Annotated in this window: 13 protein-coding genes and 1 pseudogene; 11 read left to right on the forward strand and 3 right to left on the reverse strand. The window is 57.2% G+C overall.

Features of this window, described 5'->3' with window-relative positions; genetic code table 11:
- Nucleotides 1-328: 328 nt before the first annotated feature.
- The gene (locus tag BLV81_RS18975) at nt 329-535 is read left to right on the forward strand and encodes a hypothetical protein (protein WP_092359152.1); all 207 of its coding nucleotides are present in this window, start codon (nt 329-331) and stop codon (nt 533-535) included.
- Between the two features lie 255 nt (nt 536-790).
- Here BLV81_RS18975 and BLV81_RS18980 read toward each other — a convergent pair whose 3' ends face one another.
- The gene (locus BLV81_RS18980) at nt 791-2,644 is read right to left on the reverse strand and encodes a glycoside hydrolase family 28 protein (RefSeq protein ID WP_255365353.1); all 1,854 of its coding nucleotides are present in this window, start codon (nt 2,642-2,644) and stop codon (nt 791-793) included.
- 646 nt (nt 2,645-3,290) lie between these two features.
- On the opposite strand from BLV81_RS18980, the gene BLV81_RS18995 reads away from it, so the two are divergent.
- Both BLV81_RS18995 and BLV81_RS19000 read left to right on the forward strand, forming a co-directional pair.
- On the forward strand, nt 3,291-5,528 hold the full coding sequence (locus tag BLV81_RS18995) for a LamG-like jellyroll fold domain-containing protein (protein WP_176992904.1): 2,238 nt from the start codon (nt 3,291-3,293) through the stop codon (nt 5,526-5,528).
- A gap of 112 nt (nt 5,529-5,640) precedes the next feature.
- On the forward strand, nt 5,641-6,234 hold the full coding sequence (locus BLV81_RS19000; RefSeq protein WP_143036379.1) for a hypothetical protein: 594 nt from the start codon (nt 5,641-5,643) through the stop codon (nt 6,232-6,234).
- 99 nt (nt 6,235-6,333) lie between these two features.
- Here the strand turns inward: BLV81_RS19000 and BLV81_RS24290 are convergent.
- A pseudogene (locus BLV81_RS24290) lies at nt 6,334-6,504 on the reverse strand (DJ-1/PfpI family protein); the annotation flags it as partial.
- 521 nt (nt 6,505-7,025) lie between these two features.
- On the opposite strand from BLV81_RS24290, the gene kynU reads away from it, so the two are divergent.
- Nucleotides 7,026-8,276 (forward strand): kynureninase, encoded by a 1,251-nt coding sequence (kynU, locus tag BLV81_RS19010; protein ID WP_092359161.1) that lies wholly within the window; start codon nt 7,026-7,028, stop codon nt 8,274-8,276.
- Between the two features lie 20 nt (nt 8,277-8,296).
- Nucleotides 8,297-9,166: a tryptophan 2,3-dioxygenase gene (gene kynA, locus BLV81_RS19015; protein WP_092359163.1), complete on the forward strand. Its 870-nt coding sequence runs from the start codon at nt 8,297-8,299 to the stop codon at nt 9,164-9,166.
- Here the strand turns inward: kynA and BLV81_RS19020 are convergent.
- A complete protein-coding gene (locus tag BLV81_RS19020) occupies nt 9,163-9,471 on the reverse strand; it encodes a type 2 periplasmic-binding domain-containing protein (protein WP_092359165.1) in 309 nt (102 codons plus the stop codon). The genes kynA and BLV81_RS19020 overlap by 4 nt on opposite strands.
- A 100-nt stretch (nt 9,472-9,571) precedes the next feature.
- On the opposite strand from BLV81_RS19020, the gene BLV81_RS19025 reads away from it, so the two are divergent.
- From BLV81_RS19025 to BLV81_RS19050, 6 genes are read left to right on the forward strand one after another with little or no spacing between them, the layout of a single operon-like run.
- Complete coding sequence (locus BLV81_RS19025; RefSeq protein ID WP_092359240.1) at nt 9,572-10,600, forward strand: LacI family DNA-binding transcriptional regulator; 1,029 nt, start codon at nt 9,572-9,574, stop codon at nt 10,598-10,600.
- Between the two features lie 19 nt (nt 10,601-10,619).
- The gene (locus BLV81_RS19030; RefSeq protein ID WP_092359167.1) at nt 10,620-11,627 is read left to right on the forward strand and encodes an ABC transporter substrate-binding protein; all 1,008 of its coding nucleotides are present in this window, start codon (nt 10,620-10,622) and stop codon (nt 11,625-11,627) included.
- Nucleotides 11,628-11,629: 2 nt separating this feature from the next.
- The gene (locus BLV81_RS19035) at nt 11,630-12,469 is read left to right on the forward strand and encodes an ABC transporter permease (RefSeq protein ID WP_092359169.1); all 840 of its coding nucleotides are present in this window, start codon (nt 11,630-11,632) and stop codon (nt 12,467-12,469) included.
- The gene (locus BLV81_RS19040; RefSeq protein WP_092359171.1) at nt 12,466-13,269 is read left to right on the forward strand and encodes an ABC transporter permease; all 804 of its coding nucleotides are present in this window, start codon (nt 12,466-12,468) and stop codon (nt 13,267-13,269) included. The genes BLV81_RS19035 and BLV81_RS19040 overlap by 4 nt, the downstream gene beginning before the upstream one ends.
- Nucleotides 13,266-14,327: an ABC transporter ATP-binding protein gene (locus BLV81_RS19045; protein WP_176992902.1), complete on the forward strand. Its 1,062-nt coding sequence runs from the start codon at nt 13,266-13,268 to the stop codon at nt 14,325-14,327. The genes BLV81_RS19040 and BLV81_RS19045 overlap by 4 nt, the downstream gene beginning before the upstream one ends.
- Nucleotides 14,324-15,142, forward strand: coding sequence for a phosphodiesterase (locus BLV81_RS19050; protein ID WP_092359174.1), 819 nt, complete (start codon nt 14,324-14,326; stop codon nt 15,140-15,142). Before BLV81_RS19045 ends, BLV81_RS19050 begins: the two co-directional genes overlap by 4 nt.
- Nucleotides 15,143-15,280: the final 138 nt, after the last annotated feature.

Here is a 15,280-nt window from a genome sequence, read left to right on the forward strand (position 1 = left end):
TTCGAAGTGCCTTGCTGTCCCACGCTCATTACCGTTGAGGCGGAACACGCGGGCGGCACTGTCACTTGGTCATTCCCGGCGCTGGGACGCTTTCGCTATGGCTGCATCCAGACGTATCGAAACGGTTAATTTTCGACTTTATTTGTCGAAGGAACGCCGAGTCCCAAAGCTTCCGCTAATGTGTTTTCGACTTTGGATAATGTGCAACTGGATTTGCATAGTCTGGAACCTGCATGGATGCTATGACCATGTTTTCGACTTTAATAGGTCGGAATAGTCATCATAAAATGATCAGGTATAGCCATCGTAAACGGAAGAGGTTTACCAAATGTTGAGCATGCTCAGAGGCGGTCCTGGCCCCTATGCGAAATTTGCTTTCTATCCGTTGATTGGCTCAAACAGAGACTTAGGGCCATGGAGTGAGAAAAAGCAGCAGGACGTTGAACAAAAAATTCGATTCCAAAATTGGGGAGGCGAAAATATGCTTTTCCGCGACAAAGAAAAGAGCTATTTTCCGCCGCCTGAAGTTTGGTAAGCGATCAATGACGGACGTGATTTTTGTCGGTCCGAAATCCGCACTATAGAAATATCCTTTGACATTACTGAACTGCAGGAATGCAGATGCTGCAAGACCGTGTTGCTTCGTAATTGTCAGCCGTTTTGACAAGCCGAAAGCAAACAACTGGCATCAGCCAGTTGTGCAGGTGAGCGTGGTCGGATGTGCATTTTGCGGTCAGATGCATAGAAAAATTATGGGAATAATCCTCAAAGATACATATGTCGGCAAGCGCTAAAAGGGAGATGCAGAAGACGGAAACGAGACGAAGGCCTGGCTGCAATCAAGCGGCAACTGGCCGTTTTTCTGCAACTCGGTTACCGTCACGTTATTCGCCGCGGAAGATGCGACCGTGAAGTTGACCGGACCGGGCCCCATGGTGAACTGAGTGTTCGACGGCGGTGTCGGACCACCGTTGTGCGGGGTATTCGATATCTTCGGTGCAGAATCGAATATGACGTTATCCAAAGTAATCTTCAACGGATTGACCGTGCCGTTGAGAGCATAACCGTTGAAGGTGAGCGTGCCGCCGCCATATTTTGCGCTGCCCAAATAATGAAAACCGCTGACCGTAATGTCGTGAAAATTCGGCGCCGACGTGTGATTTCCAGGGCTGTAGTAAGGATCGAATATCATCGGCTCTTTGACGTTACGCATGCAGATCTGCTGATAGCTGATGTTTTTCACCTCGCCGCCGCGGCCGTCGTCCGACTTGATCCGTATCCCCACTCCGTTTGGAGAATCCTGGCCATCGAACGACAGATCTCGCATCGCGATGCCATCGACACCTGAATTCGTCTCGCTGCCGATCGACATGCCATGGCCATAATAGAAATGACTGTGAACAATCCGATGCGAGAGCGCCGCCGCCGATCCGCTCGCCTTGATCGCAATATTGTCATCGCCACCGCTGAAATAAGAATAGGCAATCAACACATTATTCGATTGGCCGGGGTCGAGCCCGTCCGTATTTTTTGTGGTTTCCGGCGTAAAACAAGTGCTTGGCGAAGTAGCTGGCGTGGTCGGATCCGGACTGCTTCCTGCCGGGCAGGCATAACCCGGCTTGGAGTAAGCCAGGGTCGGCGTCAAAATTTTTACCCCCCAAGCTGTAAAGCCGCTTACGGTATTAGGCACTACGTGGAATGCCGGCGCATTCTGAACGGTAATACGATACAGCGTGAAGTTGCTGCCGCCGAAAAGTTGAATCAGGCGAGGATTATTCTGGTTCTTACCCGTCGATTTATTCAGCATGGCAACGTCCCACCAAGTCATTATTCCAGCGTTGGCGCCAGACGTTAATACACTGCCGCCGCGGCCGTCGATGATACCGTCGCCTACCACTCCGCTATTTTGTGTCTTGCTGGCGGTGATCAGGGCATTGCAGGATTTGCCGTCACCGGCAGCGGTGCCGCAATTGCCGGCGCCCGTGTCGAAGTCCGCCGGACTGCGCGACGCGAACAAAGTCACTCCCTGATCAATCCAGAGAGTAACGCCGCTGGACAACGTTATCGGACCTGAAAGAAATGCATTCTGACCACTGCTGCTAGTAGTCAACTTGACCGCTTGTCCTGCAGGACAATTAGAGATCGCGGTTTGAATTCGCGCGGTATCCGGATTTGAATTGGCCAGGCTGGCGTCAATCGAAGCAGGCAACAATCCAGCCGTCTGTTGGAGATTCGCCGTCAAAGTAGCACATACGGTTCCTGGTAGCTGCGGCTCGGCGGGAAGCGTCGCGTCCACATTGGTTGAGGTGATACCTGTACCGGTTGAGCCTGTGCCAGTTGAGCCTGTGCCGGTTGAGCCTGTGCCGGTTGAGCCTGTGCCGGTTGAGCCTGTGCCGGTTGAGCCTGTGCCAGTTGAGCCCGTGCCAGTTGAGCCCGTGCCAGTTGAGCCTGTGCCGGTTGAGACCGTGCCGGTTGAGCCCGTGCCAGTCGAGTTGCTGACTATATTTCCTGTGCTATTAGTACCGCTGATGCCGGAACCTGTTCCGGCATCACTTGCGCCGCCACCGCACGCACTGACGCACGCGCTGAATATCAGGCAGACAAAGATAGTTATAAAAGATTGTTTTTTCAAAAAAGGCGTCATGTTTTCCAAAAGATAAAGGTGTCCACAAGAACAATTTTTCCCATCTTATAAAGAGGAAAAATTATTTCTTCAGCAAGAATTTTGAGCAGTAATGACGTGCAGAGACGATCCTGGCCAGATACGCGTGCAGTCATCTTCGGGCGACACTACAGGCACGATCCATGCCACATCGAAGGTAGAACGTACAGGCGAACCAATCCAGAAGAACACGCCGAAAAAAAATCCGCAGTGGGGTCACCTGGCTATGGACAAAATTTGGCCGGAAAGCAAAGAAACTGACAAAGTTTGGTAGCGCTATCAGAAATTGAGGGCGGCAACCGACTATTCGCTATTGGCACAATATTTGCGAAACGATCTGTGGATTGAATACCGTGCCGAAAATTTGTTTCTACGCCTTCAAGGTCGACACTGAATGTCGGGTTAATCATGCCTGTTCAGCGGCCCGAACCTGGCAGCAAACTGCATGCGAAACATCGGCAGCTCGCACATCGCGGCCAGACGACATTCAATTTCCCAGGTGATTTCCAAAAATATATCGTTGAAAGACAAGAGCTTGAATAATCCGATGATCGATGCCAACCATACATTGTCGCAAGCACTTGTCGATGCAAGCGATGCATCCGGTGACGAACCGCACGCCAACGGCATGTCGCGTCGTAATTTCATTTCCAGCCTTGGCGTCTTGTTGCTGGCGGGCTGTGGCGACGGCGGCAATATACTCGCAACCGGCGGCGGCTCGTCCGCCACGACCATCATGCCGGGGCCAGCAACAACGGCCGTAACGGCGGCGCCTGGTGTCCCTGCCACTTCTAACCAGACGCCGGCTACACCGACACCACCAGAAACGACGCCTGCTCCTGTCAGCAATGCATTTATTCATCCAGGCCTGCTGCACACGCAGGCCGATTTTGACCGGATGAGCCAAAAGGTGAATGCGAAAGCGGCGCCGTGGATCAGCGGCTGGAACGTCCTGATCACTAACGGCCACGCCAGCTTGAGCTACAGGCCTCGTCCGCAAGCGGTGATTTATCGCGGCAACGATCACGTACATGCGCAGAACTACCCTATTCTCTATAACGACATCGCCGCCGCCTATGCCTGTGCACTGCGATGGAAAATTTCGGGTGATACCGCCTATGCCGATAAGGCCGTGACTATCTTGAACGCCTGGTCGTCGACGCTGACAGGAATAGGCGGCGATACGAATGGCGATCTGGTCGCCGGCCTCCAGGGCTATCAGTTCGCCAATGCGGCCGAAATCATGCGCTCTTATAGCGCTTGGTCTGCTGCCGATCTTGCCAGTTTCCAGAATATGATGCGGACAGTCTTTTACCCGATCAATCATGATTTCCTGATCCGTCACAACAATACCGAAGTTACCCACTACTGGGCCAACTGGGATTTGTGCAATATGGCCTCGATCATGGCTATCGGCGTGTTATGCGATGACCGTGCCATGTTTAACGAAGCAGTCGATTACTTCAAGCACGGGGCCGGCAACGGCGCCGTTTCGCAAGCCGTCTACTACATGCATCCAGGCTATCTGGGACAGTGGCAGGAAACCGGCCGCGACCAGGGGCACAACACACTCGGCATTGCATTGATGGGACCGATTTGCGAAATGGCATGGAATCAGGGAGTAGATCTGTATGGCTATGACAATAACCGCTTTCTTGCCGGCGCCGAATACGTCGCCAAAGCCAATCTGATTGAATCAGGCAATACGTTTTATACAGTACCCTATGTCACTTACAACAATATCGACGGAGTCAATCAAACCGCCTTGTCGGCGGTTGGACAAGGCAACGTGCGGCCCGCGTGGGCTTTGGTTTATAACCATTACGTCAACCGCAGAGGATTGGCCGCGCCGTATTCCAAGAAATTCGCGGCGCTGATCCAGCCGGAAGGCGGCGGCGGCAATTATGGGCCGAACAGCGGCGGTTACGATCAATTGGGCTATGGCACGCTGACCTGCACCCGCGACCCGATTGCAAGCGGCGCGGCGCCCAGCGGCCTGACCGCAATCGCGAGTCTGGGGCAAGTGATCCTGTCGTGGTGGGGCAGCGCGTATGCAAGCAGTTACGACGTCAAGCGCGGCACGACTGCCGGCGGCCCCTATACAACCGTCGCGGCTGGCGTCACCGATCTGCTGACCTATACCGACAGTGGCCTGGCTGCCGGCATCTATTACTATGTCGTCACTGCAGTAACGCCATCCGGGGTCACTTCAGCATCGAACGAGGCGACGGCGATTACGGCTGTGCAATTGCAGACCTATCTGGCGTTCGATGACGGCAGCGGCGCTACGGCCGCCGATTCCAGCGGCAAGGGTCACGCCGGAACGCTGACCAACGGAGCGACTTGGGGAGCCGGCAAAAAAGGCAGTGCAGTGTCACTTAACGGCAGCAACAGTTACGTCAGCCTGCCGGCCGACATTGTGGCCGATATCTCAGATATCACGATCGCAGCCTGGGTCTATTGGAATGCATCGCAAAAATGGGCGCGGGTGTTTGATTTCGGCACCGGCACCGGCCACTACATGATGTTAACGACGCGCAATGGCAGCGGATTTCCACGCTTTGCCATGACGCTCAATGGCGGTAGCGGCGAGCAAGGGATCGACAGCAATACCGCAATGCCGATCGGGCAATGGGCGCATGTTGCCATCACCCTGTCGGGCAATGTCGGAACCTTGTACGTGAACGGCAACGCTGTTGGCACCAATACCGCGATGGTGCTCGCACCGTTCCACCTGGGCAGCACCAGCCAGAACTGGATCGGGCGCTCCCAGTTTGCCAATGACCCGTATTTCGATGGCCTGGTGGACGAATTCCGCATTTATCGCGGCGCCCTGAGTGCGGCGGAGATCGCCGCATTGATGTGAAGTTCCGACTGTCGACATGCAGCGCGCCAGCACATGTCGGCACGTCAACCATTTACCGGCAATCTGCCCGTGGAAAGTATCTGCGGCAATGCCACGATAATTGTCAGGCGATATGTTTCAGATATCAATAATTAAACAGATCGCGACACCTTTATTAGCGTTTCTATTGTTTTCGCATGCAACGGCAGTCTTTTGTGATGACCGGTTTTATGTCATTTGGCGAGATATTGGATTGCCTGATGCGGTACGCCTGGTCAGCCAATATTCGGGGAAGAAGATTCGCCTGGCTCAAGAAGTACAGGGAACAATTAGTCTTGCTTCAACCGATCCGCTTTCATCTGATGAAGTTTTCACGCTTTTCCAAAAATCGCTGCAGGAACGCGGTCTGCTTCTGGTGCACGGCGACGGCAATGCATATCAGGTTAGCGCCGCCAGATCAGAGACCGCAAAACGTCGATATGTCGGGGCGATATTTGCTTTCGAACAGCGCGCGCAGGCGATCGTTTCGCGACTCCGCGCCGCAGATGGCGAGGCGGAAGTGCTTGCGTCCGACGATCCGGCGGAGCAAGGTTTTTCTGTTGTACTGCTCTACCGTGACAGCACGGAAGGCTATCAGGCAATGATTTCCGCCGTAGAGCGGGCAGGATTGAATAATCTGATTGCCACGCCGACGCTGCCTGCTGCATTTCCTGTTCAGGAAAAATAATCTTTCGTCGACATCTTTACGCTTTTAGCTGGCATGCTGCCTAACATTTGCAGTTCGGTCGAGCCTATTTGCTCAAAAGACGTTGGCTTCAAGCTCCGATCAGTTCCTTTGGCGGACAATGTCGCGCATGCGTCTGTGCGCGTCCAAAAAAAGCGCATTCATCATGCGGGCCTCGACAGCATTCTTTACGCAAGGCCGCGCGGTTTCCGGCAGGCCTGCGTCGAACGGCGGAGCTGGCGCGTACTCGAGAAGCAGTTGAACGGCCTGTGCTGGCCATCATCAAGCATCGTGCAGCCTTCGATAATTTGATTGTCCCCATGCGCCGGGTATCAATAGACATGCTGCCGCCAGCTTTGATGACTTGGACGCCGTGGCTGCTTGCATCGCCTTCGCGGCAAATCGGACGTTCCATCGCGTATTTTCTCTTGTGCTTGTCGGGACGGTGAGTAGAGATAGAAAACTCAGTGTCATTTCGAATAATTCATCAAAATTAAGATTAATTTGCGAAATATATTCTATTTAAAACCCAATAAGCAATTCACTTTGCAATAACAATTCAGGAATTTCGACATAAAATACCAATCACATTTCGACATATCAACGAGCAAAAACATGCCATCGCCCCTATGGGACATCAGTCCTCTACTCTCGCCCCAGCTGCCGGTCTGGCCGGGAGATGCGGCGTTTAGCGCAGAACCGACCCGGCAAACCGCTGACGGCTGCCCGGCATGGATGCGAGTCCGCTGCGCGCGATCTTAAGACCTTTATCAAACTGAACCCCGGAGTTAGCAATGACCACCCGCAATAACTGCCTGGCGCTCGATGCGGGCGATCCGCTCGCCGCGCTGCGGACACAATTCGACTTGCCCGAAGGGGTGATCTACCTTGACGGCAACTCGCTCGGGGCGCGGCCGAAAGCGGCGCTGCAACGAGCGCAAGAGGTGATCGCGCAAGAATGGGGCAGCGACCTGATCCGTAGCTGGAACAAAGCCGGCTGGTTCGACTTGCCGACCCGCCTGGGCAACAAGCTGGCCCCGCTGATCGGCGCCAAAGACGATGAAGTCGTGATTACCGACTCGACTTCGATCAACCTGTTCAAGGTGCTGGCGGCGGCACTGCAGATCCAGGCCGGCAGGCCGGACGCCGCCGGACGCAAAGTGATCATCACCGAACGCGATAATTTCCCGACCGACATTTACATGGCCGAAGGCTTGACCAAATGGCTCGATCGCGGCTACCGGCTGCATCTGCTTGACTCGCCCGAAGAACTGGCAACGGCGCTGAATGCCGACACCGCCGTGCTAATGCTGACCCACGTCAATTACCGCAGCGGCCATCTGCACGACATGCAGGCCGTCACCGCCCAGGCCCACGCCCGGGGCGCACTGGTGATCTGGGATCTGGCGCACTCCGCAGGTGCGGTGCCGGTCGACCTGCATCGGGGCAACGCCGACTTCGCGGTCGGCTGCACCTATAAATACCTGAACGGCGGCCCCGGTTCGCCGGCTTTTGCCTGGGTCGCGCCGCGCCACCACGCCGACTTCCGCCAACCGTTATCGGGCTGGTGGGGTCATGACACCCCGTTTGCCATGCTGCCGAGCTACCGGCCGGGCGCCGGCATCCGTCGCGCGCTGTGCGGCACGCAACCGATCGTGTCGCTGGCAATGGTCGAGTCCGGTCTGGACGTATTCGCGCAAACCAGCATGCTGGCGCTGCGCACCAAGTCGCTGGCGTTGACCGACCTGTTCATCGCTCTGGTCGAAGCACGCTGCAGCAACCATCCGCTCAGCCTGGCGACGCCGCGCCAGCACCATGAGCGCGGCAGCCATGTCAGCTTTGCGCACCCGCACGGTTACGCCGTGATGCAAGCGTTGATCGAGCGCGGCGTGATCGGCGACTACCGCGAACCGCTGATCATGCGCTTCGGCTTCACGCCGCTATACACACGATTCGTCGACGTCTGGGATGCCGTGGAATGCCTGAAACAGATTCTCGACGATAAAGCCTACGACCTGGACGCCAAGCGCGACGCCGTTACCTAATAAATACGGAGAACACAATCATGGAATGCCCTTACAACCCAACCACGCCGCCGACGCCGCAAACGCCATCCACCGAATGGCACGATGCCAAGATGGACTTTAGCGAATCGATGAGCTACGGCGATTACCTGGCTCTCGGCCAGGTGCTGTCGGCGCAACACCCGCGCTCGCCGAATCACAACGAGATGCTGTTCATCATTCAGCATCAAACCAGCGAACTGTGGATGAAGCTGATGCTGCACGAGTTGCACGCAGTGCGCGAACATTTGCGCAGCGGCGATCTGCCGCCGGCATTCAAGATGCTGTCGCGGGTAGCGCGGATCATGGATCAACTGGTGCATGCCTGGGACGTGCTGGCGACCATGACGCCGCCGGAATACACGGCGATCCGCCCTTATCTGGGCAGTTCGTCGGGCTTCCAGTCATATCAATACCGGGAAATAGAATTCCTGCTTGGCAACAAGAATGCAGCCCTGCTGGAAGTCCACAGCAGCGCCGCCGAAGCCCATGCGCGACTGAGTGCGGCGCTCTCGACGCCATCCATCTACGACGAGGCGATCACGTTGTTGGCACGCGCCGGCATGCCGATCGATGCCGACCGCCTGGCGGCAGACTGGACCCTTCCGACCACGGCGAATGCGTCGGTGCAAAGCGGCTGGCTGGCCGTATATCAAGCGCCCGAGACTCATTGGGCGCTGTATGAGCTGGCGGAAAAACTGGTCGACCTGGAAACTGCATTCCGCTTCTGGCGCTTCCGCCATGTCACCACCGTGGAGCGCATTATCGGCTTCAAAACCGGCACCGGCGGTACTGCGGGCGTCAGCTATCTGAGGAAAATGCTGGATGTGGTGCTGTTTCCGGAACTGTTTGCGTTGCGCACGACGCTTTAATCCGATGACTGGATTTCATTAATAAGATATTTGACAAAGACATTCACAGCGGCCGGCAAAGCACGTCCGGCCATGGTTTGCACTTGCAAACTGCGTTGCCGGAACTCAGGTTCTGCCATGGCAATCAACACCAGTCCGTCCGCACGCGCCCGGCTGTGCACCGCGAGATAGCCGCATAAAGCGACGGCGTCGGGCGACATTTGCGTAAAACGGTATACCGCCCCCAGCGATTGGCTAGTAAAAGCCGGCGCAAAGCTCAGTCCGCGAAAACTGCAGGCGATATCGAACAATTGCCGCTTAGTCATACAGTCCTGATCAATTAACCCGGATTTATCTCCGCACGGTCATCAGCACGTAACAATGCACGGCTACGATGTAAACGTTTACATCAGAAGTTATTGCATTGTGCGTCCATCCATCAAACAGGTTGCCCTGGAAGCCGGCGTATCCATCGCCACGGTGTCACGTCTGCTGAACAAGCCGGACTCGGTCAGCATCGATACCGCCAGCAAGGTGAACCAGGCAATTGAGATGCTCGGTTTTCGGCCGAATTTCACCGGACGCAATTTACGCGCCGGACGTTCGCATACGGTTGGCGTGGTGGTGCCGACGCTGTCCAACACGGTGTTCGCGCAATGCCTGCAAGGGGCGGAAATGGCAGCGCGGCAGCTGGATTATTCGGTCATGTTTACTGCCACCGAATATCGTCAGCAGGATGAATCGGCGGCGGTGGAATTGCTGCTGGCGCACCGTGTCGACGGCGTCATTCTCACCGTCAATGACGCCGACGCCAGCAGCACCCTCGATGTGCTGGACCGCGAACGGATTCCTTACGTATTGGTGTACAACCAGCCGCAACTGAGCGCGCGGCCATCGGTGTCTGTCGATAACCGGGCCGCCGCACGCGACGCCGTAACGCACTTGATCAAGCTCGGCCATACGCGCATTCAGATGCTGGCCGGGCAATTTCATGCTTCTGATCGTGCTCTGCAACGCTATCATGGCTATCGGCAGGCGATGCACGAACACGGACTGCAGGCGCTAACGCCAATCGAGGTGCCTCGCCATACCTACACCGAACTTTGCTACGGATACCTGCAAACCTTCCGCGATCCCTTGCAGCGACCAAGCGCGCTGTTTTGTTCCAACGATTTGCTGGCGCTCAGCGCCATGCGCGATCTGCGTGCACTTGGCTTGCGCGTGCCGGACGATGTGTCGGTGATGGGCTTCGACGGCATCCCGCTGGGTGAGCTGATGGATCCGATGCTGAGCAGCGTCGCCCAGCCATCCGAGCAAATCGGCGAGCTGGCGCTGCGTACGCTGGTGCGCGCGATTGAGGGGCCGCAAGACGGCCAGGCGCCCGCAGCCACGCAGATATTGCCTCACACCGTCCGTTTAGGCGGCTCGGTCAGACCCTTTAAATCCCGCAGTTAAATTCAAGAAAGGAACAAGCATGCGCTTAGCACGTGTTTTCCATGCGATGATCGCCGCTGCCGCCCTGGCCGCTTCGGTCCACGCCTCGGCACAGAATGCGATTTGCTACAACTGTCCGCCCGAATGGGCCGACTGGGCAACGCAAATCAAAACCATCAAGGACAAGACCGGCATCACCGTACCGCCGGATAACAAGAACAGCGGACAATCGCTATCACAGATCATTGCCGAAAAAGCCAGCCCGGTGGCCGACTTTACCTATGTCGGGGTGACCTTTGGCATCGAAGCGAAGAAAAGCGATGTGATCACGCCCTACAAACCGGCCGGCTGGAATGATATCCCGAACGACCTGAAAGACCCCGACGGCTATTGGTTCACGATTCATTCCGGCACCATGGGGCTGATGGTGAATGTCGATGCGCTCAAGGGCAAGCCGGTACCGCGTTCCTGGCAGGATCTGCTGAAGCCGGAGTACAAGGGGCTGATCGGCTATCTCGATCCGGCCAGCGCGTTTGTCGGGTATGTCGGTGCGGTGGCGATCAACCAGGCGCTGGGCGGAACGCTGGATAATTTCACGCCAGGCATCAACTACTTCAAGGCGCTGCAAAAAAATCAGCCGCTGGTGCCAAAGCAGACTTCGTATGCACGTCTGCTATCGGGCGAGATTCCTATCCTGTTCGGCTATGACTTCGATGCCTATCGCGCCAGATACAAAGACAAGGCCAACGTCGCTTTCGTGATTCCCAGCGAAGGAACTGTCACGGTGCCGTACGTTGTCAGCCTGGTGAAAAATGGTCCGAATCCGGCCAATGCCAAGAAGGTGCTGGATTTCCTGCTGTCCAACGAAGGGCAGGCGATCTGGGCCAATGCCTATCTGCGGCCGGTGCGTGCCTCCGCCATTTCCAAGGAAGCGCAAGCGCATTTTTTGCCGGCGACGGAATATGCCCGCGCCAAGTCAGTCGACTACGGCAAGATGGCCGAAGTCCAGCGCAAGTTCAGCGAGCGCTATCAGGCTGAAGTGCGGTGAACATGCATTTATCGAAACGGCGAGCACAACCGGGGCGCGCGATTTATCTATTGTTTGCTGCGCCCGGCTTGACGCTGTTCCTCGCGTTCTGGCTGCTGCCCATGCTGCGGCTGGTCGAGGTGGGGGCAAGCGGGCCTGGCGGCGCAGCCGCCTATCTCGCGGTACTGACCAATCGTCACTATTTCATGAGCCTGGTGTCGACGCTGCTGTTGTCGGCGGCGGTCACCCTGGCGACATTGTCGATTGCCGCGCTGGTCGGGCTGTTCCTGCAGCGCAATCGCTTTCCTGGCAAGGCGATCCTCCTGTCCATGCTGACTTTCCCTCTAGCGTTTCCCGGCGTGGTGGTTGGCTTCATGGTGATCATGCTGGCGGGCAGGCAAGGCTTGATCGGCGTGCTCAGCAACTGGCTGTTCGGCGATTCCTGGGTGTTCGCCTATTCGCTAGGAGGTTTGTTCCTTGGCTATCTCTATTTTTCGATTCCGCGCGTGATTCTGACCGTGATGGCGGCGGCGGAAAAGCTTGATCCTGCCCTGGAAGAAGCCGCACGCTCGTTGGGCGCCAATCCGCTGCGGATTTTCGTCGATGTGGTGTTGCCGGCCTTGTCGCCTGCACTGGTTTCGTCAGGCGCGATCTGTTTCGCCACCAGCGTCGGCGCGTTCGGCACCGCATTCACGCTGGCGACCAATATTGATGTATTGCCGATGGCGATCTATAACGAATTCACCAGCTATGCCAATTTCTCGATGGCGGCGGCGCTGTCGATTGTGCTGGGGGTGGTGACCTGGCTGGTATTGGCCGTAGCGCGCTCATGGTCCGGCAATGCGGCAGGAGCGGCGGCATGAAGCGCTCTCTCCGCTTTTACATTCAACTCGCCTTCACCTTACTGGTGTGCGCGTTCCTGATCGTGCCGATCGCGCTGTCGATGCTGGCGGGTGTCACCGATAATTTTTTCATCGGTTTGTCCAGTGGATTCACGCTGCGTTGGGTGGCGCAAGTCTGGGATACGTATCAGCTGACCATCTGGCGTTCGATTGCGATTGCACTGACCTGCCTGGCCGTCACCACGGTGGCCGGCGTGCCCTTGGCCTATATGCTGGCGCGTTACGAAGGCGGCAACAGCCGCCTGGCGCGGGCGATCGAGGAGTTGCTGATGATGCCCGTAGCGGTGCCGGGACTGGCCACAGCGCTGGCCCTGATCATGGCCTACGGCCAGTATCGCGGATTTCGCGGCAGCGCCCTGTTCATCCTGGTCGGTCATGTGCTGTTTACGCTGCCGTTCATGGTGCGGCCGGTGCTGGCGGTGATGCAGTCGTCGCAGCTGTCGGTGCTGGAGGAAGCTGCCGCCAGCCTCGGCGCCGGACTGGGCCAGCGCTTTTTCGGCGTGGTGATTCCCAACGTATTCTCCGGCATCCTGGCCGGCGCGCTGATGGTGGTGACCCTGTCGATAGGCGAATTCAACATCACCTGGATGCTGCATACGCCGCTGACGATGACCTTGCCGGTCGGCCTGGCCGACAGCTATGCGTCAATGCGCCTGGAAGTCGGCTCCGCCTATACGCTGATTTTTTTCCTGATGATCATTCCGCTGCTGATCGCCATGCAATGGCTGACGCACACCACACAATCAAGAGTCCGTTTATGAAGAATGCCGTTTCCATTCAACTGCTCCAATGCAGCAAGACCTTCGCCAACGGTGCGCAGGCGCTGCAACCGCTGGATCTGGAAATCCAGCCGGGGGAAACCGTCGTGCTGCTGGGGCCTTCGGGTTGCGGCAAGACCACGACCTTGCGCCTGATCGCCGGACTGGAATTCCCCGATGCCGGCGGCCGTGTCCTGTTTGGCGGCGAAGACGTGACGACCTTGCCGATAGAGCGGCGCGGCGTCGGCATGGTGTTTCAGAACTACGCTTTATTTCCGAATATGACGGTCGGCGAAAACATCGCCTACGGCTTGAAAATCCGCAAAATCCCCGCTGCGGAACGCCTCGCGAAAATCGAGGCGCTGCTGGAGATGGTGCATCTGCAGGGACTGGGACAGCGCCGCATTGATCAGCTATCCGGCGGCCAGAAGCAGCGAGTGGCGCTGGCCCGGGCACTGGCGGTCGAACCACGGGTATTGCTGCTGGACGAACCGTTGACTGCATTGGACGCCAAGTTGCGTGAAACCCTGCGCGCGGATCTGAACCAGCTGCTGCGCAAGCTCGGCATCACCGCGATCTATGTGACGCACGATCAGAGCGAAGCCATGGCGCTGGGGGACAGGGTAGTGGTGATGGAACGCGGCAAGATCGCGCAAATCGGCAGCCCGCGGGACATCTACTACCGTCCCGCCAGCCATTTCGTGGCCGAATTCATTGGCACGATGAACCGGGTTACAGGCAGCACGCAAGATGGCCAACTGCGATTTTCCGGAGGCGTTCTGCCATTTAATCCATCCTCATCCGAGCATGCGGCGACGCTGATGTTTCGGCCGGAAGACGTCGAAGTCGTCACCGATGGCGCGCACGCCGCGAACATGCATGGCGCGGTGTTGTCGACTTTCTTCCTGGGCGACCGCACGCGCCTGGTAATCGACATCGGCACTGAACAGCCGGTCATAGTCGATACGGGAAGACGCGCATCCTGGCAGGCAGGCGAGCGCATCGCATTGCACGTCCCGCAACATGCGCTGCTGCATTTTGGAGACGGAGTGCCGGCATGATTCTTTGTCAGATCTCCGATTTGCATATCAAGGCGCATGGCAAGAAGTCGTATCGTATCGTCGATACAGCGGACAGCCTGCGCCGTTGCGTGGATCAGATCAACCAGCTAAGGCAGCGGCCCGACGCAGTGGTGGTGACCGGCGACCTGGTCGATTTCGGCTTGCCGGAAGAGTACGCATTCCTGCGCCGGCTGCTGCAGCCGTTGGCCATGCCTTTTTACCTGTTGCCGGGCAATCACGATGAGCGCAGGGCATTGCGTGCGGCGTTTCCCGATCACGCCTATCTGCAGCAGGGCGGTGAGCGCATCGAATACGTGATCGACGATCATCCGCTGCGCATCGTTGCGCTGGATAGCGTGATCCCACAAGCCAGCAGCGGCGCCCTGGCTGCGGCCAGCCTGCTATGGCTGGACCAGATATTGCAGATGCAGCCGGAGCGGCCGACCGTGATCGTGATGCACCATCCGCCGTTCAATACCGGCATCGGCCATATGGACCGGATCGGCCTGGCCGACGCGCCGGCATTGGCGGCCGTGGTGCGCCGCCATCCGCAAGTGGAGCGCATTCTGTGCGGGCACCTGCATCGCCCCATCCAGGCGCGTTTCGGCGGCACCATTGCATCGACCTGTCCCGGCGTCGCGCATCAGGTGGTGTTGGATCTCAGTCCGCAGGCGGCGTCGCAATTCGTGATGGAGCCGCCGGCGTTCCAGTTGCATCTGTGGGACGCGCAGTCCGGACTGATCAGCCATACCGCGTATATCGGCGAGTTTGACGGGCCATATCCGTTCTATAACGGCGACGACCTGATCGACTGAGGCAGCTCGTTCATTCATATCGGCGAGCAAGATTATTGCCGGTTCTTGAGGACTCTCTTGTCCCGACCAAAGTCGGGCAAGATTCACACTTGCTGGATCATGCGGCATTGCCAAGCGGCAACCGTGAGCCGGCACCGT

The sequence above is a fragment of the Collimonas sp. OK242 genome (genome assembly GCF_900107095.1).
GTDB lineage: Bacteria > Pseudomonadota > Gammaproteobacteria > Burkholderiales > Burkholderiaceae_D > Collimonas.